The sequence below is a fragment of the Acetobacter pasteurianus genome, assembly GCF_009914215.2.
Classification (GTDB): domain Bacteria; phylum Pseudomonadota; class Alphaproteobacteria; order Acetobacterales; family Acetobacteraceae; genus Acetobacter; species Acetobacter pasteurianus.
Genome location: NZ_CP039846.2, coordinates 1,685,593 through 1,710,917, shown reverse-complemented (window position 1 = coordinate 1,710,917; position 25,325 = coordinate 1,685,593). Strand labels below are relative to the sequence as shown.

The 25,325-nt window shown below is 44.5% G+C and carries 16 protein-coding genes; 6 read left to right on the top strand and 10 right to left on the bottom strand.

The annotated features are described in order from the left end of the window. Positions 1-4: 4 nt before the first annotated feature. Complete coding sequence (locus FCN51_RS21420) at positions 5-1,438, bottom strand: cytochrome ubiquinol oxidase subunit I (RefSeq protein ID WP_160256814.1); 1,434 nt, start codon at positions 1,436-1,438, stop codon at positions 5-7. A gap of 334 nt (positions 1,439-1,772) precedes the next feature. On the opposite strand from FCN51_RS21420, the gene FCN51_RS21415 reads away from it, so the two are divergent. The 4 genes from FCN51_RS21415 (at position 1,773) to FCN51_RS21400 (ending at position 6,515) form a co-directional block, all read left to right on the top strand. Next, on the top strand, positions 1,773-2,804 hold the full coding sequence (locus FCN51_RS21415; RefSeq protein WP_160256813.1) for a Dyp-type peroxidase: 1,032 nt from the start codon (positions 1,773-1,775) through the stop codon (positions 2,802-2,804). Position 2,805: 1 nt separating this feature from the next. Then, on the top strand, positions 2,806-3,600 hold the full coding sequence (locus FCN51_RS21410; protein WP_160256812.1) for a family 1 encapsulin nanocompartment shell protein: 795 nt from the start codon (positions 2,806-2,808) through the stop codon (positions 3,598-3,600). Positions 3,601-4,032: 432 nt separating this feature from the next. Further along, on the top strand, positions 4,033-5,523 hold the full coding sequence (locus FCN51_RS21405; protein ID WP_374727183.1) for an amino acid permease: 1,491 nt from the start codon (positions 4,033-4,035) through the stop codon (positions 5,521-5,523). Continuing rightward, on the top strand, positions 5,523-6,515 hold the full coding sequence (locus FCN51_RS21400; RefSeq protein WP_201762560.1) for a hypothetical protein: 993 nt from the start codon (positions 5,523-5,525) through the stop codon (positions 6,513-6,515). The genes FCN51_RS21405 and FCN51_RS21400 overlap by 1 nt, the downstream gene beginning before the upstream one ends. Before the next feature lie 87 nt (positions 6,516-6,602). Here FCN51_RS21400 and FCN51_RS21395 read toward each other — a convergent pair whose 3' ends face one another. The 4 genes from FCN51_RS21395 to FCN51_RS21380 form a co-directional block, all read right to left on the bottom strand. After that, positions 6,603-9,041 (bottom strand): membrane-bound PQQ-dependent dehydrogenase, glucose/quinate/shikimate family, encoded by a 2,439-nt coding sequence (locus tag FCN51_RS21395; RefSeq protein ID WP_310255469.1) that lies wholly within the window; start codon positions 9,039-9,041, stop codon positions 6,603-6,605. A gap of 654 nt (positions 9,042-9,695) precedes the next feature. After that, entirely contained in the window at positions 9,696-12,383 is a 2,688-nt protein-coding gene (locus FCN51_RS21390) for a Hint domain-containing protein (RefSeq protein ID WP_160256811.1), read from the bottom strand. A gap of 380 nt (positions 12,384-12,763) precedes the next feature. Next, a complete protein-coding gene (locus FCN51_RS21385; protein WP_003626577.1) occupies positions 12,764-13,153 on the bottom strand; it encodes a tautomerase family protein in 390 nt (129 codons plus the stop codon). A gap of 40 nt (positions 13,154-13,193) precedes the next feature. Further along, the gene (locus FCN51_RS21380) at positions 13,194-14,543 is read right to left on the bottom strand and encodes an aspartate aminotransferase family protein (RefSeq protein ID WP_160256810.1); all 1,350 of its coding nucleotides are present in this window, start codon (positions 14,541-14,543) and stop codon (positions 13,194-13,196) included. 133 nt (positions 14,544-14,676) lie between these two features. Here FCN51_RS21380 and FCN51_RS21375 point away from each other — a divergent pair, with 133 nt between their 5' ends. Next, complete coding sequence (locus FCN51_RS21375) at positions 14,677-16,089, top strand: aminotransferase-like domain-containing protein (RefSeq protein WP_003626574.1); 1,413 nt, start codon at positions 14,677-14,679, stop codon at positions 16,087-16,089. Between the two features lie 49 nt (positions 16,090-16,138). Here FCN51_RS21375 and FCN51_RS21370 read toward each other — a convergent pair whose 3' ends face one another. The 4 genes from FCN51_RS21370 to FCN51_RS21355 form a co-directional block, all read right to left on the bottom strand. Next, positions 16,139-17,401 (bottom strand): M20 family metallo-hydrolase, encoded by a 1,263-nt coding sequence (locus FCN51_RS21370; protein WP_160256809.1) that lies wholly within the window; start codon positions 17,399-17,401, stop codon positions 16,139-16,141. A gap of 36 nt (positions 17,402-17,437) precedes the next feature. After that, positions 17,438-18,706, bottom strand: coding sequence for an NAD-dependent dihydropyrimidine dehydrogenase subunit PreA (preA, locus tag FCN51_RS21365; RefSeq protein ID WP_160256808.1), 1,269 nt, complete (start codon positions 18,704-18,706; stop codon positions 17,438-17,440). A gap of 15 nt (positions 18,707-18,721) precedes the next feature. Beyond that, entirely contained in the window at positions 18,722-20,065 is a 1,344-nt protein-coding gene (locus tag FCN51_RS21360) for an NAD(P)-dependent oxidoreductase (protein ID WP_160256807.1), read from the bottom strand. A 113-nt stretch (positions 20,066-20,178) separates the two neighbouring features. Then, complete coding sequence (locus tag FCN51_RS21355; RefSeq protein WP_201762559.1) at positions 20,179-22,596, bottom strand: TonB-dependent receptor; 2,418 nt, start codon at positions 22,594-22,596, stop codon at positions 20,179-20,181. A 220-nt stretch (positions 22,597-22,816) separates the two neighbouring features. Here FCN51_RS21355 and FCN51_RS21350 point away from each other — a divergent pair, with 220 nt between their 5' ends. Beyond that, positions 22,817-23,827: a 2OG-Fe(II) oxygenase gene (locus FCN51_RS21350; protein WP_160256806.1), complete on the top strand. Its 1,011-nt coding sequence runs from the start codon at positions 22,817-22,819 to the stop codon at positions 23,825-23,827. On the opposite strand, the gene hydA is transcribed toward FCN51_RS21350, so the two are convergent. Further along, positions 23,824-25,224 carry a dihydropyrimidinase gene (gene hydA, locus FCN51_RS21345; RefSeq protein WP_160256805.1) on the bottom strand — a complete coding sequence of 467 codons (1,401 nt, stop codon included), beginning with the start codon at positions 25,222-25,224 and terminating at the stop codon, positions 23,824-23,826. The two genes, FCN51_RS21350 and hydA, sit on opposite strands and share 4 nt — an antisense overlap. Positions 25,225-25,325: the final 101 nt, after the last annotated feature.

Sequence of the window (25,325 nt, the reverse complement as noted above, 5' to 3'; positions counted from 1 at the left end):
ATATTCAAGCCCCTTTACCAGAAGTAGATTCGATAACTTCCGGATGCATACGTTCTGCCAAAATGTCGGATGCATTGGCGGAGCTGGTTTCCTGCTCACCTTCCTGCGGTGCATGCCCCAGTTGGCGCACCAAAATGCCAATGCCAGAACCAAACACAATCACATACACCACAACAAAGGCTGTCATTGTTACAGCCATGCTGGGCAGCATAATTGGTGAAACACTTTGCGATGTTCTGAGCAGCCCATAAACTGTCCAAGGCTGCCGCCCCACTTCCGTGGTAACCCAACCGCAGAGTAAGGCGAGAAAACCTGCTGGCGCCATACACACCGCAACACGATGGAATACAGCGTTCGTAAACAAGGTACGTGTACGCCGCAGCCAGAGAGACCAGAAACCAAGCAACATCATGAGCACACCAAGTGCAACCATGATACGGAAGGAAAAGAAAATAACCTGTGAGGGTGGACGTTGATCGCGCGGGAAGTCTTTCAGCCCCGGCACTTTACCTTCCAGGCTATGCGTTAAAATCAGGGAGCCAAGCAGCGGAACCTTTACGGCATAATCCGTATGCTCGGTTTTCATGTTAGGAATGCCAAATAACAGCTCCGGCGCACGGGCGGTGGAATCCCAATCCCCTTCCATAGCTGCAATTTTTGCTGGCTGATATTTCAGCGTATTCAGGCCGTGCGCATCACCTGCCATGATCTGTAAAGGCGCCACAATAGCTGCCATCCACATGGCCATGGAAAACATGGTGCGTACAGGAGCTGTAGCGGCTTTGCCTTCTCGCCGCGCCTTGAGCATATGCCATGCACCTGTTGCACCAACAATAAAGGCAACAGACAAAAAAGCCGCCAACCCCATATGGACCAAACGGAATGGAAAAGACGGATTAAAGATAATGGCCAACCAATCTGCTGGCATAAAACGCCCTGTTGCAGGATCTATCATGTAGCCACGCGGCGTTTGCATCCATGAATTGGAAGACAAAATCCACGTCATGGAAATCAAAGTGCCGACTGATACGCAGCACGTAGCCGCAAAATGCAGCTTACGCCCAACCTTGTTCATGCCGAAGAGCATGATGCCAAGAAACCCGGCCTCAAGGAAAAAGGCTGTCATAACCTCATAAGACAAAAGAACCCCTGTAATGGGGCCTGCCTTTTGAGAAAAAACCGACCAATTCGTGCCGAATTCATACGACATTACCAAACCGGAAACGACGCCCATACCAAAAACGATTGAAAATACCTTGATCCAGTAACGATACAGATCAAGAAAAACAGAACGTCCGGTTTTCAGCCAGCATCCTTCTAATACAGCCAAATAAGCCGCCAGCCCGATTGAAAAGGCCGGAAAGATGATATGAACACCTACAGTAAAGGCAAACTGGAAGCGCGCCAAAAGAAGCGCAATATCATGCGCAGGTTGCATAGGTTCTTTCCAAACTTATAATTGTGGTATTTTGACCGAAAATTGACGTTGGATATCAATAAAAAATCTATCTATACGTCATAAATGCTATGAATACGCATTATACATCGGAAACAACACCATCATGATTTGGTATTTATGCTAAATTAATAACACGCGTTCGTCCAAGACCTTTTGTTTATCTTATGATAAAAGATACTTATCATGAAAAATTATTATCTGATGGATGTGTTTATTTGACACCACCTTCCATCTTGCCACCAATATTCATCTGCCTATGCTAGGCATCAGTTGCGATTATATAACGCGTCATGCATTCAGGAGTTCCCTCACAGTGGTTACACCGCAGCCAGTTGATACCAAATTAACACAATCGGCCCTTTTTCTTGTGATGACCCTGAATGATGCCCCCACGGTGCGCACTCAGGTTCTGGATCTGCTTGGTGATATTTCTTCACTTGTACGAGGTGTCGGATTTCGTATTCCTGATGGCAAATTAAGCTGTATTACCGGGATTGGTTCAAACGCATGGGATCTGCTTTTTGGCGCACCACGCCCCAAAGAACTTCATCCTTTTCAGGAAATTAACGGTGTTCATCACGCCCCTTCAACACCGGGGGATCTCCTGTTCCATATCCGCGCTACGCGTATGGATTTATGCTTTGAACTTGCAACGGCTCTTACTTCCCGCTTGGAAGGTGTCGCAAAGGTTGTAGATGAAGTGCATGGTTTTAAGTATTTTGATGCACGAGATCTGCTTGGTTTTGTTGATGGCACCGAAAACCCAACCGGGCAGGCAGCTTTTGCGGCAACCGTTATTGGAGATGAAGATCCATCCTTTACAGGCGGCAGTTACGTTATTATTCAGAAATACCTGCATGATCTTAAAAAATGGGATGCCATTCCAACTGAAGTGCAGGAACACATTATCGGCCGCAAAAAAGTATCCGACATAGAATTACCTGAAGCCGCAAAACCCAGCTACGCGCACAATGTTCTGACCAACATTGAAGAAAACGGGCAGCAGCTTCAGATTGTACGTGACAACATGCCTTTTGGAGAAGTGGGCAAGGGAGAGTTTGGCACATACTTTATTGGCTATGCACGCTCCCCTGCACGCACAGAGCAAATGTTACAAAATATGTTTATCGGAAAGCCTCCGGGCAATTACGATAGAATTCTGGATGTCAGCACAGCGGTAACGGGATCTCTCTTCTTTATTCCCACAAGTGAATTTCTTGACGATGCTCCCAACATGAGCACAGAAAATACACAGGCATCTCCAGAACCTGTAACGGCTTCCCCTCTCCCCAAAGCTCTACACGGTTCTCTTGGCATTGGATCATTAAACAATAAGGACGCCTAACATGAACAACCTGCATAAACATCTCGCCCCCATTTCCCACGCAGCTTGGGTCGAAATTGAACAGGAGGCTGCTCGCACCATCCGCCGCAATCTGGCTGGCCGGCGCGTGGTTGATACACCAGAACCTAAAGGTACAGCATTTTCCAGCGTTGGCACGGGCCGTAACAAACAGATCCAGTCCCCAAGCGATGGCATACAGGCTGTGCAGCGCGAAGTGTTGCCTATTATTGAACTGCGTGTGCCCTTTACCTTATCACGCGCAGAAATTGATGCTGTAGAGCGTGGCTCTCTGGATTCTGATTGGCAGCCCGTTAAGGATGCCGCCCAGAAAATTGCCTTTGCAGAAGACCGTGCCATTTTCGATGGCTATACCGCCGCTGGCATTACGGGCATTCGGCAGGGTTCATCCAACCCTCATACAAAACTGCCAACTTCTGCAAAAGATTACCCTCGGGCCATTACCAATGCGTTGGACACCTTGCGCCTTGCTGGTGTGAACGGCCCTTATGCCCTCGTGCTTGGTACAAAAGCTTATCAAGCCGTGAGCGGCGGAGATGATGTCGGCTACCCCGTGCTCAAGCATATTGAAAGCCTGATTGAAGGAGAACCTATCTGGGCCCCAGCTATTGAAGGCGCCTTTGTTATCTCCAAACGTGGTGGAGATTTACAGCTTGATATCGGTCAGGACTTTTCCATCGGTTATCTAAGCCATACGGCAGAAACCGTTGAATTATATCTTCAGGAAAGCTTCACTTTCCGTGTGCTTACAAGCGAAGCAACTGTTTGCATCGCGTAACTTTTTAGAGAGGTGTCGTAGCTCTCTTATTGTAAATAGCACGACACCTCACTTAAACATCCAATAAATATCACTATTTATCCTATTTTATGAATTAACAATTTATTTGTATTTACCAAAAACAATTTCCGATTTAGATATTATAATATATTTTTGATTACGATATATAATATATAAAAAAATTTTTACTTTTTTATATCCAGATTAATTTAAGTAAATAAAAATAAAATAGATTGAATAACGCATGTATACTCCAATAAACTATGTGTGGTTTATTTTTATGAAACAACTTATACATCAAATCTGCGGCATTTCGATTCTGCAATGACTTCCCTGTTCTTGCGATTACTGTTATTGCATTATCGAAACAAGGTGCGTTCCATAAAATATATTGCAGATTTCGCACTGTCTGTTGTCATGGAGATAGAAATTTTGGACACAAAAACTTCTTCATCCCACCCCCTTCAACAGACTTCAGAAGGATACAAACAAGCTTTAGGCAAACGTCAGATCCAAATGATCTCCATAGGAGGTGCTATTGGAACTGGTCTTTTCCTTGGTGCCGGAAGCAGGCTTCAGGCCGTAGGCCCTTCTCTTGCTATCGTTTATCTGGTTTGCGGCATTTTTTCCTTCCTGATGCTCAGAGCATTGGGGGAACTGGTTATGTACCGGCCTACCAGCGGTAGTTTTGTTTCCTACGCGCTGGAATTTCTGGGGCCTCGCGCGTCTTATGTAGCGGGTGCACTCTCATTCTTCAGCTGGGCCATGACGGGTATTGTCGATATTACTGCCATAGCCCTTTACATGCATTTCTGGGGCGTATTTGCGGCCGTCCCGCAATGGGTTATGGCGCTAATGGCCCTTATGGTTATTACATCAATGAATCTTATTGGTGTAAAATGGTTTGGCGAGATGGAATTTTGGTTCTCGCTTATTAAAGTTGCCGCACTTTTGATTTTTCTTGTTGTTGGAAGTGCTGTTTTAGGCTTGCGCGTTCCGATTGATGGACACACAACTGGCCTGCAGTTGATTACTGAACATGGTGGCCTGTTCCCTCATGGGGCCCTACCCGCACTTGCTTTGATGCAAGGTGTTGTATTCGCCTATTTTGGCATTGAGATGATTGGCACTGCCGCTGGTGAATGCCAGAATGTGCGTGAAATTCTGCCTTCTGCCATCAACAATGTTATTTGGCGGATTATTATTTTTTACGTTGGTACCGTTACTCTTCTTGTGCTGCTTCTGCCGTGGTCATCTTATCAGGCAGGGATTAGCCCATTTGTAACGTTCTTTTCCAAACTTGGTGTTCCGGGAGTAGATTCCCTCATGAACATCGTGGTGCTCACCGCGGCACTCTCCAGCCTGAACTCTGGCCTTTATTCCACTGGCCGAGTGCTTCGAGCTCTGGCACTTAACGGTTCTGCACCACGTTACTTAACGCATATGAACAAACAATCTGTTCCTGCCGCAGCCATTCTTACAACTGTTGCCATTTATCTAGTTGGTGTTGGGTTAAATTACCTTCTGCCATCACAAATTTTTGAAATCGTACTTAACATGGCATCTTTGGGAATTATCAGCACCTGGTGCTTTATTCTCTTATGCCAGATCAAATTACGTCAGGCTATTAAAGCTGGTCGCATTGCCCCTACAGGTTTTGCAATGCCCGGGGCCCCGTTTACATCCTGGTTAAGCATTGTGTTTTTTCTCTGCATTTTACTGCTGATGGCATTGGATTATCCAACCGGCACCATGTCTATTGCCGCTATTCCATTATTGGCTGTTGTGCTCATTATTGGATGGAAAACCTCTAACCAGAAGCCACACGATATTGTTCCACAGACACTCTCCTCGGTGGAACTTACTGATGATGCAGACTTTCCATGTGCGGAAAACAATCAAGTTTCCAAGGAGCACATTTGATGAGCACCATTTTCAGGAATTTTTCTTACAAACCTTTGCGTTTTCTTCTACCCCTTGCCTTATCTGCCATTACTGTAACCACATACTCTCATAGCGCTTACGCCGCTGATCAGTGGTACACGGGGTCTCTGGTTTCTCCATCGGGCCCTCTCTCTAAACAGGGTATGTTCCTATTAGAACCTTATATGTACTACTCTGTGCCTTCAGGTATGATCGGGCCGCACAATAATAATATGCCCATGTCTTCCCCGCGCCAGCAATCGGTTACCAGTTTTACCATTTACCGATATGCCTTAACCGATTACCTGAGCATTCAGACCACTCCGGCCATCAGCTATCGGTGGAAGCATGGTGATACAACCAGTAGTGGCCTGAAAATTGGAGATGTACCCGTTGACCTGATGTGGCGCTATCTTACAGCAGACCCCAAACGGTTTATTCCCACACTCAATTTGATTACCGGCGTTTCCTTTCCTACGGGTGATTACTCTCACCTCGGGCGCTCGCAGGATGGTGTTGGCAGTGGGGTTTACACATACCGCGCAACATTAACCGAACAATCCACATACACCATGCCCAATAACCACGAGTTGCGGCTACGGTTATGGGCCACATTCCGGCGTGCACTTAATTCTGCTCATCTTAGAGATGTCACTAGTTATGGCACTACTCGCGGTTTCCGTGGTCACGGACAACCCGGCATGTATGGTGAAGCAGGGTTTTCCTTGGAATATGGTATTACCCAGAGATGGGTTTTTGCAATTGACGTAGCGCGAGATTGGGCCAATGGCTCTCGCTTAAAAGGGCACTATGCTTCTGGCCTGAAGGTAGATGAACTCAGTGCGGGTTCGGGAGATTGGCAGGTTGCCCCTGCACTAGAGTACAACTGGACGCCCAATTATGGCGTTATTGCTGGTGTTTCCGTGTATTATGCGGGGCATAATACATCCCGCGTTGTATCACCACAGTTTGCCTTTAACGCATTATACTAAGTGAATTTATAAAACTCAGGATTTAATCTCACAAAAAAATCCCCACTCATGAGTGGGGATTTTTCTTAGGCTTAGTAAGTAAATGTTTTATTTCTGCTCAGTGCCATCAGGCAGCGCATAGGCAATAATATAATCGCCTACATCTGGAGAATGGCTCATACCACCGGCAGAAATAACAACATATTCCTTACCCGTTTTGGGTGAACGATAGACCAGTGGCGCAGCTACGGCCCCAACAGGCAAACGTTCACGCCACACTTCCTTGCCATTGGCAGAATTAAGCGCCCGCAGATAATAATCCTGCGTTCCCGCAAAAAAGACTAACCCAGAAGCTGTGGAGGTTGGACCCCCAAGCGTGGGCATACCCATAGGAATTGGCAAATGGGTTTTAATACCCATTGGGCCCAGATCCTGTGTAGTGCCCATTGGCACCTGCCACAGCAATTTCTTGGTATGCAGGTCAATCGCGCTCATGGTGCCAAAAGGCGGTGTGTTGCACGGCACCGCAAGTGGTGACTGAAGAATATCAATTCTTACACCAGAATAAGGCCCTGCAATTTGTGGGCGGATTGTGCCCATAAAGCCCGGCACCTCATCTGTAGATGACTTGTATTTTTTAGCTTCTTCATGCGTCACCAAAGACATACGCAGGGGCATACGCATGTCATTTACAAACATAACGCCCTTAGCTTCATCAATAGAGATACCGCCCCAGTTCATACCACCCAAAAGGCTCGGCCATTCAATGTAAGGTTTTTCACCTGGTGGGGTAAAAGGCCCTTCATAAACAGAGTTCTTGAACATGATCCGGCAATAAAGCTGATCAAACGTACTGACACCCCACATAGTGCTTTCTGTAAGCGGATCTGCACCAATAACGGGCATCCCGACTGAGAAAGGTTGTGTAGGAGAAAGATGCTCGCCCTGTGCGGATGGAGACGTTGCAACCTTACGTTCCTGCACCTCTGTCACTGGAGTACCTGTCCGACGATCCACAACAAAAATATGACCAGTTTTTGTGGTCTGGATCAGTGCTGGAACTTTTTCACCCTGCGCATTTGTAACCGTATACAGCACAGGCTGAGAAGGCAGATCATAATCCCATACATCGTGATGAACTGTTTGAAAAACCCATTTGGTTTTGCCGGTTGCTGCATCCACAGCCACAATGGCAGCACCAAACTTTTCTTTTACAGCATCACGGTCCCCACCCCAGTAATCTGGTGGGCCATTGCCTGTGGGCAAATACACAAGATTGAGTTCTTTATCATATGTCGGGATCGTCCACACATTGGGCGTTTCCAATGTATAGGTCTGCCCTTCTGGCGGTGCGCCAGTGTTGTCCGGATGACCAACATCCCACGCCCAAACCAAGGAACCATTCCGCACATCATATGCACGCACAACGCCCGAAGGCTCACCGTGCACGATATCACGCACCCAGCCACCAATAACAGCTACATGCCCCATAACCACAGGCATAGATGTTGGATGGTAGCGTTTGCCCCGTTCTACCGGTCCCATCTGCGGTTTCAGATCAACCGCACCATCAACGCCAAAACCGGTGCACGGTGTGCCTGTATGAGCGTCTAACGCAATAAAGCGGGCATCTACCGTTGAAACCAGAATACGTTGCCGGCACATCTGCGCTGAATCAGCAGTTTTTTCAGCTTCGGTGAGTGATGCATCTTTATCAATATCATAATAACCAACACCGCGGCATGTTATATGCTCTGCGCTGTGGGCCTTAGGATCAAACTTCCAGATCGGTTTGCCCGTATCAGCATCCAATGCTGTAATAAGATTTTCTGGTGTACAGGAATACAGTACATTTCCAATCTGTTCAGGCGTGTTTTCGTCAACACCTATGCCTGCACCCTGTATCCGCCTGCCCGTATGATACACCCATGCGACTTTTAGTTTATCAACATTTTGCGGGGTGATTTGAGTATATGGTGCGTAACGCGTTCCTGCAGCATTTCTGCCAAAAAACTCCCAGTCTTCTGGCCCATCGGTTTTATCCACCTGTGCCAGCTCTGGATTTTTTTCCGCCACTTCTGGAGAAACAATCTGCCCATGCGGGTAAAATGCTTCAACAAGAGTAATGAGCAAACACCCCACAACACCCAAACCTGTAAAAACACTTCCGCGTCGTACAGATTGGCTGACATTAAAAAAAGTGGCGACCGCCCAAATATTCAGTGTGAATAAAATAGCTGGAACGACTAAACGCGGCAGTAAGGCCCAATACCCAAATTCTGGGGTATCATACACAGCCCACAAACACGTTGCGATAAACGTGCCTACAGCTACCAGCAAAGCATAACGCTTTTTTAGAAAAACAAGAATGGCAGCGGCAATATATGCCAAGCCTGCCAGAAGGTAATAAACCGATCCTCCCAAAACCAGCAGTTGCAGCCCCCCATAAACAAGGGCGCATCCAGCAAGAATACTTATTAAAGAGAAAAAGGCGCGATAGATACCACCTAAAGATGCCTGGTGATCTGCGGGCTGAGTGTCAGCCATTTCATCACTCCAATAATATTAATGTCCGGCGCATAAGCCGATACGAGGTTAATGACTGACAATCAGAAAAATTTGCTCTGACAAATGACATAATAAAACTTTATGCCATAAAGTTTGCCATGCTGGCTCTGGAGCGAACTACAGAACACCTTGATTTTCTGCCGCGACTAAAAATCTCTCCTCACCTGCGGAGTAAGACCAAAAGAAAAAAGCAGGCTGTTCTGTTCCAAATTCATAGATATTGTCAAGCAAGGAATATTTTGGAATTTTCCAAATATTTGTGAATTACAAATAAAAACTTAGGGTTACCTATCCCCAACCTATAGTTGCTACCCAAATTTTGATGAGAAACCGGAAACGTTATCCGCATTCACATACCAGTAAAATGGATATATTTCGAAAACACTTTTGTATAAGAAATATGTCTTCAAAAATTCGGCATTTTGCGATTTTAATTTTCAATATATATTTCGAAATGAATTATATAAGCGCAGATATACGTAAGTATAAATTATCTTACAACTTCAATTCAAATCAGAGCACAGCCCGTCGAACCTTCGTATTATCATCAATGAAATGAACTATTTTGCTATCATTTATAAAGAAAGGCGCACTCATTAAAATATAATGAGCGCGCCCACACTTTACTGATAATTAGGCAATCTGGGCGTGAAGCTGGCTTTCACAAGCCATAACGTACGGGCCAGCTGCCAGCACTTCAACAGACAACATACCAAAGCTGTACGGCTGACGATTATCTAATGGCAAAAGGGCTTTACCATTGGTCCAACGGTTAGATGCCTGATCCTGTGCATACCAACCAGTAAGATCGGAACCTTCCAGATGAGAAGTCACATCGCGCATTTTGTTACCATCCAGAAGGGTAATCTTACCGATCAATACGCCAAGTTTACGACGATCATCAAGGAATGGTCCAACAGCATCACTTGGGCGGCTAACGCGAGAAACAATCTGCACATTCTTTACACCGGCGGGCAGCATGAACATGACATTCTTGCCGCAAACACGTGCATTGCGAATGATCTGACCTGTTTCTGTAATCAGATAAAGATCGGGGTCTGTGGTCAGTTGCGGTGATACTGTAGCAACCTGTGCCCCTTCAACATTGCCTGCCCGGTTTTCAATCGCACGGAAAATTGGCTCAACAAAAGCCTGCTCTACGCACAATGGCGCAGCGGCATCATCTTCCCAACTACGGCTGGCACCACACAGACGCACAACACTACCTTCCTGACGGAAGGCCTGGCGATTTCCTGTATCCAGATAACTTTCCGTAAGCATACCATCAGCAACGATAACAGAATGCTGTTCTGTTTCAACATGATAGTAATCGTAAGAGGTGATGGATTTATCGTAGAAAACAGATACACCATTCACCAACATACGAGCTGGCACAAATTTGCCATCAAAGAACAGGCAATGTTCTGGCGTAATCAGCATGTCCTTGTAAGGCACGCCTGTAGCAATAGCATCTTTCAAGATACGGACAGGGTAACCTGCTTCATCATCAGCCAGATCTGGGCGTACTGTACCATGTGCCTTTCCAGCCCATGTTACTTTGCGGGTGATCTGCTGCCCATCCACATATGCAATAACCTCATCACCCATGCGAATATCTTCAACATTCACATCACCATGCGGTGTTCTAATCATGCTGCCTGCAAGGAAGCAGACTTCATAAACAAGATCACCATTTGCATCTGCAACAAGATTATAACCAAAGCCTGTTACACCAACAATGTTCAACTCAACGGAAGAGCCATCTTTGAGTGTAAACGTAACATGGTTATCATCTGGATAAGAAACATTGGTTACATCTGCAGCCTGAACACTGGCCAAGGTAATGCCATCAGATTGTCCAGCTGAAGTGCCATCAAAACCGCTGATAACTGTGTTAACAGAACCCGTTCCAGAAATGATCAGACCAACATTGGTATTGCCCTGCAGATCAATTGTGCCACCAGCGCTTGTCGGAATGGTCATGGTGGCGCCATCTGCCAACTGAACCGTGCCGCTTAGCGTACCCCCATTGGCAACAGTAAGTGTGCCACCACTGCCAACGGTCGTTACAGTAGAACTACCTGATGCTGTATAGTCAGCAAGTGTGGCACCGCTATTAATGTTCAAAGTGCCGCCACTTTGAACTGATGCACCAGAAATTGTTGCTGTTGAATCAACATTCACAGTGCCGCCACTGGCAATCCCTGCGTTATAGGCAATGGAATCGTTTTTTACGTCCATTACACCGCCACTTGCAACGCTACCACCCACAGCCCATGACCCGCTATCCAGCGTCATTTGGCCATAAAGATTTACGCCAATAGTAACACCGCTATTTGTCAGCGATGCTGTGGCACCAGATTCAATGGTATCACTATTGAGACTGTTAACTCCACTGATATAAATATGAGCGCCAGACAAGTAATCATTATTGATGGAAAAGCCATTAAAACCGGTCATGGTTATAGTGCCACCGCTAACGGTGTTACTATCAAACTGGGCTTTGCTATCAATAGTTACATTGGCGCCTGAGTTAACTGTACTCGCACTTACAACACCACCCTGTGTAAGGGCAATGAGACTATTTGAATTAATACTTGCTGATAATACTGTGCCACCGCTAACATTTGCTTTAGCGCCACTGTTAAAAATATCAGAAAATGATTCACCTCCTGAATTAACATTAACAACACTACTGCTAGCGTAATCTGTTGAAAAACTATATCCCCCGGAATTGATATTAACTGTTCCATTTACAGTAGAACCTATAATCTCGGCCTGTGTAGAAACATTTACTGTAGCGCCATTTTCGACAGTCGTTCCTTGCAAAGCCGCATAATAGGTAGCGTTTACTGTACCACCGCTTTCAACTGTAAGGGAATCGGTCCGGGGAATACCACCTATAGCGGCCGAACCAGAAAGTGTTACTACACCAGTGCTTCCTACAGTATCATTATTAGCGGTAACACCCCCTGAAAAGCTAGCCGAACCAAGAATAACGCTATCCACAATTGTGGCATTACTTACGTAAAGTGAAGCCCCACTGGAAATAGTAGCTGTATCAACATAACCGCCACTTTGTTCGTCTAAAACACCGCCATTTTGAACAGTTACATTATAAGCAGTGCCTTGCACTCCAACACCACCAATGCTGGATACGGTAGCGCCAGAAAGAATGCCGCCAGCCGAAACTGCAGCATTAGCGTTGCTCATAACCGTAACATTATTTGCGGTGCCGCCACTCTGCACCACCAGCTGATTACCACCACTGACAGTTACATCGCTAACTGTTTGGCCTGATGAGACGAACGTATCGGTCATAAATATCCCTATTAGATAACAAGAATCACATTTTGTTATAGTAATCAAAACATCATCATAAACGCAAGTTTTGTTTGTGATAATTTATCTAAATACTTGTTAATGTACGAATATATTTCTTGAGATATGATATAAAATATTTTTATTTCTTAATAATTTATTTTTTTTGAGAATTCTATATGAAATGACAAATGAACATTTTCTCAGCATGAATAAAATATAAACTGATTTATAATTATTAAAATATTAATAAAACAAATACATTTTCGAAAATATATCTGTAATAAAAAATTTAAGACAAATTATACTTGAAAAAGAAAAATATTCCATGACCATACAAACAATATATAGCCATGGATATTACAATACGAATAATAGCTTTAAAGTTCGCCCGTCAAAAACTGCGCGCGTCCATAGCCAAAGCTCCAATGTTCAGCAGAATTTTCTACAACAGACACCATGAGGTCCGAGGACTCTATTCCGCATTTTTGCTGCAATGCTTCTGCCAACAGACGATAAAACTCTGCAAACTGTTCTTTAGAACGTGGCCGAGATGTAACTTGCAGTAACACAAACTTGTCCGTGCGCGGGATATCTAGCCCGGTATCTTCGATAACCATATGGTTGGCATCATGTTCGGAAACAATCTGATACCGATCACGCTCTGGCACCTTAAAAGCTGCCAGCATGGCTCCATGCGCAGCATCCAACAATGTGCGAATTTCTGCTGGATTGCGACCTTTAACAAGATGGAAGTGAAGAAGAGGCATAACAATTCCTTTGCAAAATTAATTTAATAGAAACAACTCTTTAACTAACAGCTTCAAGCACTTTACGGAACGAGGCAATCATACCTCGCAATTCCTGCTCTGAGGCGACAAAAGGAGGACCAAAAGAAACCGTATCCCCCGTACAACGCAGCAAAAGCCCCTGACGCAAACCTTCCTCAAACACCGCAGACCATCGTGCTCCGGGCTTTCCCTCTATTGGCTTCATATCTACGGCTGCAGTCAAACCGATGTTACGGATATCAGAAACACAGGGAAGATCCTTCAGACCATGAACTTCTTCTTCCAGAACAGGTTCCAGCGCACGCACACGGGCAAAAATATCTTCACTTTCCATAATATCGAGCACAACATGCCCTACTGCCGCTGCCAAAGGGTGCCCAGAATACGTATATCCATGACAAAATTCTATGGCACTTTCAGGACCTGTCATAAATGTGTTGTAAATTTCATCTGTAACAATCACTCCTCCCATAGGCACCACACCGTTTGTAACCGCCTTGGCAAAAGTGATGATATCTGGCTTTACCCCAAATCTCTGGGCGGCAAACGGGGCACCCATACGCCCAAACCCGGTAATCACTTCATCAAAAATAAGAAGGATGCCGTTTTGCGTACAAATTTCGCGTAGACGTTCCAAATACCCTACGGGTGGAACCAACACGCCTGTCGATCCCTGTACGGGTTCTACAATAACGGCTGCAATTGTAGAGGCATCATGCAAAGCCACCAGACGCTGCAAATCTTCTGCCCGTTCCGCCCCCCATGTTGGTTGACCATGTGAAAAAGCTGCATATTCTGGTTCATAGGGGTGCCGAAGATGATCCACTCCAGGCATCATACACGGTGCAAACATCTTGCGGTTAGATACAATGCCCCCAACAGACATGCCGCCAAACCCAACACCATGATACCCGCGCTCGCGCCCTATCATACGAAAGCGATTGCCTTCACCTTTAATACGATGAAAACCCAAAGCCACTTTTAATGCTGTATCAACAGATTCTGAACCTGAATTTGCAAAGAACACATGGTTTATTCCCTCAGGGGCCATCTCTGCAATACGTTCAGCAAGACTTATGGCTCCTGGGTGCGTCATCTGAAAACTTGGAGCAAAATCCAAGGTTTCCACCTGTGTTTTAACAGCTTCTGCAATACGCGGGTGAGCGTGCCCCAAAGGCGTACACCACAAGCCTGAAAGCGTATCTAGCAAACGTGTGCCATTGATAGACGTATAATAAATACCTTCCGCTTTTGTAAGCATCCGGGGTTCTGGATCAGCACGCAATAACCTATTGCTTGTAAAAGGCTGCCAGTAAGTGCCCTTACGCGCCTCATTTACAGAATCAAAATTGCTGCTCATGTCTACCATTGCGTGGGTTCCATCATAATGATGTGTTCAAACTGCCGCCCAACACGGAAGTCAGTAAATAACCGTAACAAAACACCACACGTTATGATATGTACAGAATCATCATCTCGTCTGGAATCTGTACAGGTGTGAAATGCCACTCTTCCACTCTGCTTTTCTTCAATCCAAACCCAGCGAAAAAAGCCCAATCACAAACCAGATTGTTCATTTTATACAAGAGGAAATTGAGAAGGGACATATAGCGCCGGGAGATCGCCTACCTTCCATTCGAATGCTGGCAGACCTTTATTCTGTCAGCCATGTAACGGCCGCCAGTGTGTATAATAAACTATCTGAGAATGGATATATTAAATCTAAAAATCGCAGCGGATATTATGTAATAAAAAATCCTATATTACCTTCCTACACACAATCATCCTTCAATCCTGATTGGCTCTTACAGCATGCTTATGAAGACACATCACCACATATTAAAGTAGGTGGTGGATGGCTTTCTGAACAGCAGATATTTACATCATCTATTCAAAAATCTTTGAAAAATATAGCACAATCAAATTTAATCCCATCCCTTATGGAGTATGGAGATCCTGCTGGGTTGCGACCTTTGCGAACGGCTATTCGCAACCTTCTGGAACGTAGAAATATACATACAATAGAAAGCAATATTACTCTTACACATGGAGCAAGCCAAGCGCTTGAACTCTCCTTACGAGCATGTACGCAGCCCGGAGACATCGTGCTGGTTGATGACCCTGGCTATTGTAACCTCTACCTTTTACTCCAAAACCTGAACTTACGTGCTGTTGGCATTCCATATACCAAAGAAGGTCCAGATACTGATGCGTTATTAGAAATACAGCATCGGACAAAGGCCCGAGTTATGGTCACAACATCAGTTTTACACAATCCAACAGGCATTTGTACATCTCTTGATAATATTCAGAAAATAAACGAAATTTCAAAAAGAACAGGTCTTATCTTAATCGAAGACAATATTTTTCTTGATCTCGCGCCAATACGTCAACCCTGTTTATCGCAAGGAAATAATAACAATGTTATTCATATAGGAAGTTTTTCTAAAACAATTGGTCCCGGTTTACGGGTTGGGTATGTTATTGCTCCCACCACCATAACACAAAAAATTCTCTCTTATAAAATGTCAATTAGCCTCACAACCCCACAAATAAATGAAATGATTGTGCACAATATTTTAAAAAGTGGTTTGTATATTACACATTTATCAGACTTACGAGAACAACTTTTTCAAAACCAGAAGAAAGTATCAAATGCTCTCAAATCTTCCGGCCTTGAAGTTTATAATAGACCAATGGGAGGATTATTTATTTGGGCACGATTTGCATTTGATATATCTCCTTTAAAAATTACACAAATAGCAGCTGAAAATAATATCCTTCTGGCTCCTGGGTGTCTATTTCGCCCTAACCAAGCACCATCACAATGGTTTCGCTTTAACGTAACTTTATCAGATAAAGCAGAACTATATACATTTTTGAAAAATATGACGCGCATATATTCACATACATAAGGACGCAAGATGTACAACCTTGCGCCCTTATTATTGAATAATTTACATATTAATTAGAATTAAATTTAACATCAGCTTTTAAAATTGCACCTAGAAGAACATTAGCACCTTTTTCAGCATCCTCTTCTAGAATACTTTCTTCCTCATTATGGCTGAGGCCATCTTTGCAAGGTACAAAAATCATGGCTGTTGGCGCCACATGAGCTAAATAACCCGCATCATGACCAGGCCCAGAAACGATACGGCGTGCAGTGTAACCTTTTTCCAGCGTTGTCTGTTCAACCATATCAACACAAGATGGATCAAAATGAACTGCTGGAGCGTCCCATATCTGCACGATATCGACTGTAACTTTATTATCTGATGCAATTTTTTCCATCAATGCTTTCAGCTCTTGCTCCATACGTAGCACAACCGCATCGTCTGGATCTCTAATATCCACCGTGAAAAAAACTTCGCCCGGCACCACGTTGCTACTGTTGGGCCTATTTTCAATCAGCCCCACAGTTCCTACAGCGCTTGGACCGTGTGCTTTTGCAACTTTACTTACGGCTTCAATCATACCGGCTGTTGCTACCAATGCATCATGCCTTAATGTCATTGGTGTAGAGCCTGCATGCGCATCCTTCCCACGCACAGTTACTTCGTACCAACGGGCTCCCTGAATACCTGTTACAATACCTATTGTCTTGTCTTCTGCTTCTAAAATAGGTCCTTGCTCAATATGCAATTCAAAATAAGCAGAAATAGGATGTTGGCCGCAAATCTCCTCCCCCCGATATCCGATGGCATCAAGTTCATCACCAAAACGGATACCAGCCCGATCTCTTTTTTCAAGCACTTCGGCTTCTGTAAAAATGCCTGCAAAAACACCAGAGCACATCATGGGAGGAGAAAAACGAGATCCCTCTTCATTGGTCCAGTTGATCAACTCAATAGGATGGCGTGTAACATATCCGGACTGATGAAGCGTGCGCAAAACAGCCAAGCCACCTAATACACCCAGAATACCGTCAAATTTTCCACCTGTAGGCTGTGTATCTAAATGACTTCCCATGGTGATAGGTGGCAGGTCATTGTCCTGCCCTGGACGCCGCGCAAAAAGGTTGCCCATGGAATCATAAGAAACTTCACACCCCAAGCTCTGGCACGTCTGCATGAACCAGTCACGCACCAGTTTATCTTCCTTGGTCAGGGTTAAACGGCGCACTCCCCCTTTGTTCGTTCCCCCAAACTGTGCGGTTTCCATAAGATCTGCCCAAAGAGCATTACCATCAATACGCAAATTGCTATTTTTTGCTAAATCAGACACAAACTTTACTCCCTAATATCAGGTAATATTTTTTAATTATGCGGAAATTTTCATTGGGTTATTAGGATGCTGGTTCCATGTCAGTTCTTCTTCCTCAGGCTGAGGTTCCATGGTGATACACCCATCAATCGGACAAACATGTGCACAAAGGTTACACCCTACACATTCTTCCTCAATCACCTCGTAATGGCGTTCACCATCCACTCGGGTTTTAGAGATTGCTTGGTGGGATGTGTCCTCGCACGCGATATGGCACAAACCACAACTTACACAAGCATCCTGATTAATATTGGCAATTGTTTTAAATTTGAGATTAAGCGTGTTCCATGGAACAAATTTTTGAATAGCCTGACCACTTACCGCAGGAATATCAGCATATCCCTTCTGGTCCATCCAAGCAGACAAACCATCTATCATGTCCTCTACAATACGAAAGCCATAATGCATGGCAGCAGTACAAACTTGCAGAGTTGTTGACCCCATTGCCAAAAATTCTGCTGCATCACGCCATGTTCCAATGCCACCAATACCAGAAATAGGCATACCAGCCATTTCAGGGTCTCGGGCAATTTCACCAATCATACGCAGTGCTATGGGTTTAACTGCTGGCCCACAATAGCCACCATGTGTCCCTTTTCCACCCACAACAGGCATAGGGGCCATAGCATCCAGATCTACACCAATAACAGACTGGATAGTGTTAATAAGGGAAACACCATCCGCACCACCACGTTTTGCAGCATGTGCCGGCATAAGAATATTCGTGATATTAGGGGTAAGTTTAACAATAACAGGCATGCGTGTATTTTGCTTACACCAGCGTGTTACCATTTCAACATATTCTGGAACCTGCCCAACAGCCGCGCCCATATTACGCTCTGACATTCCATGCGGGCAACCAAAATTCAATTCAATACCATCGGCGCCTGTTTCTTCAACAATGGGAAGAATGGCTTTCCACTTGTCCTCCTGGCAAGGTACCATCAGGCTGACAACAACAGCACGATCTGGATAATCTCTTTTAACAGATTTAATTTCTGCAATATTTACTGCCAATGGGCGGTCAGAAATAAGCTCGATATTATTCAAGCCAATCATTCTAGCGCCATTGTAATCCAGAGAACCGTAACGGGAGCTGACATTCACCACTGGAGGATCTTCCCCCAATGTTTTCCATACAACCCCGCCCCACCCGGCCTCAAAAGCGCGGCGGACATTATACGCCTTATCGGTTGGGGGCGCAGATGCCAGCCAGAATGGATTGGGAGACTTAATTCCGGCAAAAGATGTTTTTAAATTAGCCATTTACGTCTCTCCTGCTCACGCGTCTTTTTGTAGAGCTATGTTGATAGCTTCTGCGGCATCTCGACCATCTCTCACAGCGGCGACTGTTAGGTCTTCACCTGCTGTGCAATCACCTCCAGCATAAATACCCCGCATACTGGTGCGATAATGAGCGTCCACAACAATACGTCCATTACAGATTTCAATATCTTCACCGCTTATTGGATCATGATGAAAAACCTGCCCAACTGCTTTCAGCAGCATATCTGCGGGAACAAAAAACGTATCCTCTACGTTGTATTCGGCTTTTCCATCTGAATTGATGTAACCTTTTGCAAATTCAATACCTGCGAGTACACCACTTTCCTGAACAATCTGGGTTGGTGCTGCCCACAAACGTACCGTTACACCATTGGTTTGCGCCCATTCTCGCTCCACAACAGTGGCAGACATATTTTCTGCGCCACGGCGATAAACGAGTGTAACCTCTTCTGCGCCTAGCCTACGCGCTTGCACAGCGGCATCTATCGCTGTGTTCCCTCCCCCAATAACGACGACACGCCGACCTACCGGAACATCTTTTTTGTTGTTTGATCGTAACATCTTAATGAAAGAAACAGCATCCTGAACGCCCTCCAGCGCTTCTCCTTCCATTTCCAACTGACGCACACCCGCTAAACCTAAAGAAAGAAAAACAGCATCATAATCTCGCTGCAAATCCCCTAGGGTGAAATCTGTTCCTAATGTTTTACCACCAACAAATGATATCCCCCCAATATCAAACAGAAAATCCACTTCTTTCTGCGCAAAATCATCTGCAAGCTTATAGGCGGCCACTCCATATTCATTCAGGCCACCAGCTAGATCATGCTTATCAAAAAGCACAACATCATGACCATGCAGTGCCAAGCGATGTGCACAGGCAAGCCCAGCAGGCCCCGCCCCTACAATCGCAACTTTACGACCGGTTAAAGGTTTACGGATAAACGGTTGACCACCATGTTCCATTTGCCAATCTGTTGCATGGCGTTGCAAAGCACCAATACGAATAGGCTTTCCTTCTTCCCGAACATTATGAACACACTTCTGTTCACATAGAATTTCAGTCGGGCAAACACGTGCACATGATCCCCCCAGAATATTAGATTCCAAGATAGTGTGCGCCGAACCTTGCATATTACCCGTAGCAATAGCGTGTATAAATTTGGGAATATCAATGCTTGTTGGGCAGGCTTCTGTGCAAGGTGCATCATAGCAGTAAAAACAACGTTCTGCCTCTACCAAAGCCTGCTCATGCGTAAGAGGAGGATGAGCATCCGAAAAGTTTTTCTGGAGTTCCTCCTCTGTTAAGCGACTATTTTTTAGATCCAAGACATGCATCAGAAGATTTCCCGTTCAACCCCGATACCAGAATGGTATGTTATTTAAGTTCGTTTCCGCAACATTTTTCTGACCATTTAGTCAGTTTTTAATTCAAAATATCAGCACGAATATTAGAAACCCGTTGATACTGAAAACGAAACGGCAAACCCGGGTGACAAGGTATAGGTTGGTGCTGTTCCTGATGCGAATTGTGTGCCGTACACGCCAGTTGTTGCATGCGCAAATGGAGACATAGAATATACCCCATTCCGATAGAGTGAGCCTGCAAGGTTTTGAAAATTCAACTGTATCTGGGGAGAACGCAGATACCACTTATTGGAAAATCTATAGCCAAGCGTCACTGTGTCCATAATATATGGATGTAGTTTTTCATCATTCATCAAGGTAGAATACTGAGAACCAATATATTTAAGGTTCAGGTTGGCAAAAATATGCCCATTGTCCCAATCAACCCCTAAAGCACCCATTTCATGTGGAGTTCCTACCGGACGCTTGCCTTTTGTGCGCAAGTAATCATTAAGGTATTGGATGTTTGAATCCATTGTTGCGTCAAGATATTCAAAACTCATATACGGCCTGAAGTGTCCAAAAATAGGCCGTGTGCCGATCTGAATATCCACACCACGGGATGTCTGGTTACCTACGTTCATTGTTGTAGACATCGGAGCACTTCCAAAATAGCTCAGAACCCCCATCTGCCTATTTGTAAAATTGTAGTTAAAGAAAGAAATTTCCCCTACAAGAAGATTATCATGGTAGCGATAACCTATTTCTTCATTGATGGCATATTCCGGCTTTACATTACTAGATGGTGCCGTAGACATGCTGCCATCAATATTATACAGTTCAAACATGGTATTATTATTGGGCATTTTAAAGTTTGTTGCCCCACGAATATATATTTGATGATGCTCATTAAATTTGTAACTGGCACTAAACTGTGGGAGTGGTTCAAAAACATTCTGCCCACGGTGCTGCTGAATGTTCGGCACGTAACTGTCTACCTTACGGTTGACCATAGCCAGCCTTATACCTGCTTGTAATTCGAGCTTGTCATGTAGCAATTTTACCCGATCACCCAAATACAACATATTTACCTGAGTAAACGTATTATGGTCATTTAGGTACCAGCGGTTCCCATCCGATGTACGATAAATATGTGGGCCGTAATCTCCGTAAATATTTGCAGGCCCACCGTCTGCCTGATTGATGTAGGAGACTGGGGTGGATTGATTTGTACGAGACCATTCATACCACCACCCAAAGGTTAGGGTATTAATGCCTTTTGTCCATGTCATCTTGGCATTGTTACCTGTGCGATGGTAACTGAAATACAGGGGCGTATAAACATTTGTACCGTTTGCCACATCTACATCAACAGGTTGGGTTCCTGAATACGTTTTACCATCCTCAACCGTACTGACCCCACCAATGGTTCCAGATCCCCACCAAAGGTATGGTGTATCATCAAAGCGCAAGCCTTCCGCCAGCTTAACAGACAAGGGAGCTGAAGCGATTAAGTTCTGAAATGCATCAAGACCATATTTGTAATAATTTGTTTTATTATTCAGATGATAATGGGAATCATAATCGTAATTTTTCCCAAATTCACCAAACTGTTCTTTTGTGGGGTTTTCATCAAGCTGTAGAACATTGGTGTTATAACTGGCGTTGATTGTCCAACGGCTTTCTGGCGTAAATTCCTTGATCATTTTAAAATCTACGTGCTTACGCGTAAACTTGCCTGGACCGCGCCAGTTATCTGCCTCTGTATTAGAAAAGGAAGCAAATGCTCTTACACCACTGTTTCCTATATCTCCACTTTCAAGGCGGATAAATTCACGGTGCATATTGTAGGAACCGTAGGAAAAATCTACAAACCCTCCCCTTCTATGAGATGGATCTATTAGTTCTGCATATGCACTGCCTGCTGCCGCAGAAATACTAGGGGTATCAATATCTACTGAACCAGGCATCAAAGAAACTGATTTCAGGTTATCACCATCGGATGTCTGGTTTGCATAAAATCCCCCATCCCCCACATCATTTACAGGTGCCCCATTGTAAATCCAACCTACGTGGTCACCCGGCAAACCACGTAACATCAGGTTGCCACCAGCAATGCCATAGGGTTCTGTAAGAGTAACAAACGCACTGGGAGTTAGTGCCAAAACCTGAACAGGGTTAGCTGATGGTGGCTGTTTGGCAATAAAGTCACGCGTAACAGATTGGATAGTTCCTGCTCTAGTCTCCAATCGCATCAACCCTCCACCAGGAGCGCGACGTGTGACACCTTGGGCAGATAAAGCATGTCCGCCTACGTGAACTTCTTCCGGACCACCTTTAGATTCAACTGCACCTAGTTTTTTAGGTGCTGCTGTTTTCTTGTTCGTATTTTTAGGCTGTGCCCTTACTGTTTTTGCAGGATGCGGCACGGACTGACCAAACGCAGCACTCTCCATTGCGATTGAACTACAGATGGTTCCGGCCAAGAGAAAATGAACAACTGAAAAACGAGGATGGGGCATGTTTTTTCTCAGCTCTGACAAACAGGACAAATAGCGGGGACACAGAAACGTTATGTTTTAACGTTTCGGATTCGCAACATAAATCTGAATGCCTGGTTAAGTTTTATAATCCTGTGTCTTTCGTGCATCACACTTATTCTGAAACTGAATTATGATTGAAACTTCAATCCTATATCCAGTAAGTTATTAAAAACTTTCTCTACATCATGAGGGTTATTCTATGATTCTTCCCGGAGACCCCACTCCTATTTTCACCCAAAAGTGCTCTACAAATTGGGGGTATTACAGCTTTGATATGGCAGCAGGAAAATATAACATTCTTGTTTTTGTTCCTGATATACAAAAACTTTTTGCAAATAAGATTATGAATACATTACAGAATCTATTAGAACTAAAAAAAGCCATCCCTATAGAAATTTTTGTTGTTACAACATCCTTCGATGACAAAGACATAAAGAATGATAATTTTTACTATATTTATGACTTAGATTGTCATGTTCATAATATTTTTGGCATCAATATTGATGAAATTACATGTGTAATAACAGATCCAATGTTAAGGATAAAAGAAGTTCTTCCAGAACATGCCATCTCATATTCAACTATTAAAAATAACCTGAAAAATAGGTCATCTTCTCAAAATATACCTATTCCAGCACTTTTGTTAACTGATATTCTCGAAGCTGATTTTTGTCATGCTCTCATACATTATTACCATTACAACTCACCCACCCCATCAGGCTTCCTTACAAAAAATGCAGATGGATTAGCTGTGGAAAAAATAGATCCGATGTTTAAACGCCGTTATGATTGTAAAATAAAAAATCAAAACTTAATCAAAGGCTTACAAGCACGCATTATTAGGCGTGTTGTTCCTGAAATTCGCAAAACATTTCAATGCACCGTAACCGGCATGGATCGTATGATTGTAAGTTGTTATGATGCCGCACACAAAGGACACTTTGCTCCACACAGAGACAACACCGTAGAAGGTGCCAAGCACAGACTCTTTGCAATCTCCATTAATCTAAATGATACTTTTGAAGGTGGTGAACTCACCTTTCCCGAATTTTCAAATCAAGGGTTTTGTCCTCCTGCTGGCGGAGCGCTTATTTTTTCCAGTGCACTTTTACATGCTGTGCGGCCCGTTACAAAAGGTAAACGCTATGCCTGTTTACCTTTTGCTTTCAACGAAGACTCTATAAATTCCGCACATCAATCTGCAAGTTAAAGAGGCTTACGCAGGTTTCTGCTTTTTGGCTGGCGTGCGATGTACTGACCTGCCCCACGCACCGCACGTAAATCCCCTTCATTCCAGACAAGGTGCCCTTTGCTAATTGTTTTCTTGGCAACACCCGTTACCGTCATTCCTTCATAAATATTATAATCAACATTCTGATGATGTGTTTTTGCAGAAATTGTACGCTCTGCATCAGGATCCCACAGCACGATATCGGCATCTGCTCCGATCTCTAAACTTCCTTTTTGTGGATATATATTAAAAATTTGAGCTGTATTGGTAGATGTTAAAGCCACAAACTGTTCAGGCGAGAGTTTTCCTGTTTTAACGCCATAATGCCATAAAACACTCATTCGGTCCTCAATCCCAGGCGTGCCATTTGGGATACGGGTGAAATCTGTTTTGCCCATTTCTTTTTGTGGCGCACAAAAACAACAATGGTCTGTAGCTGTAGTTTGTAACTGACCAGACATCATACCGCCCCACAAGGCAGCCTGATGATGTTTGGACCTAAACGGTGGGCTCATGACGTACTGTGCCGCCTTCAACCAATCAGAACCTTCGTAGACGCTCTCATCAAACACTAAATGCTGCGGTAGTACTTCTCCGTACACCTCTTGCCCTCGCAATCGTGCTTCTGAAATAGCTTTCACACCTTCCTGCGTCGAAACATGCACTATATAAATAGGCACACCAAGCAACCCAGCCAAAGTAATGGCTCGATGCGCTGCCTCTCCTTCTACTGCAGGTGGGCGGGATACTGGATGCGCTTCCGGTCCTGTGCGACCTTCAGACAATAGATCTTGCTGCAAGTAAGCAACGGCATCTCCATTTTCGGCATGCACTGTGCAAATAGCGCCCAATTCTGCTGCCCGACGCATGGAATGCAGAAAGGCTTCATCTTCCACCATCAATGCATTTTTATAGGCCATGAAGTGTTTAAATGAATTAACTCCGCATTGCTCTACAAGAGTTTTCATGTCGTGGTAAATCTGATCATTCCAATGCGTGATCGCAACATGGAAACCATAATCAGCAGCAGACTTCTGTGCTTTCTGCCGCCACGCCTTCCATGCATCCACGAGGAATGTTCTGGAATCAGGGATAACAAAATCAATAATGCTTGTTGTTCCACCGGCTAAACCGGCAGCGGTTCCGGTATAAAAATCATCACTCGCAATTGTGCCCATAAAAGGCATTTCCATATGGGTATGCGGGTCAATGCCCCCCGGTATCACCAGTAGCCCCGCCGCATCCACAACATCGCACCCCGTTGGCGTTTCTATAGTGCTTGCGACATGGGCAATTTTTCCATCTGGACCACACAGAATATCCGCCCGCTTACTGCCTTCTGCCGTAACAAGCATTCCGCCTTTAACATGAAGCATGAGGCGCCTACCTTTCTGTTTTCTGACCGTTAAAGGACAAAATATATTTTGTATCGAAATCGTATTGTTATTCTGACTAATTGGTCAATAATATATTTCGG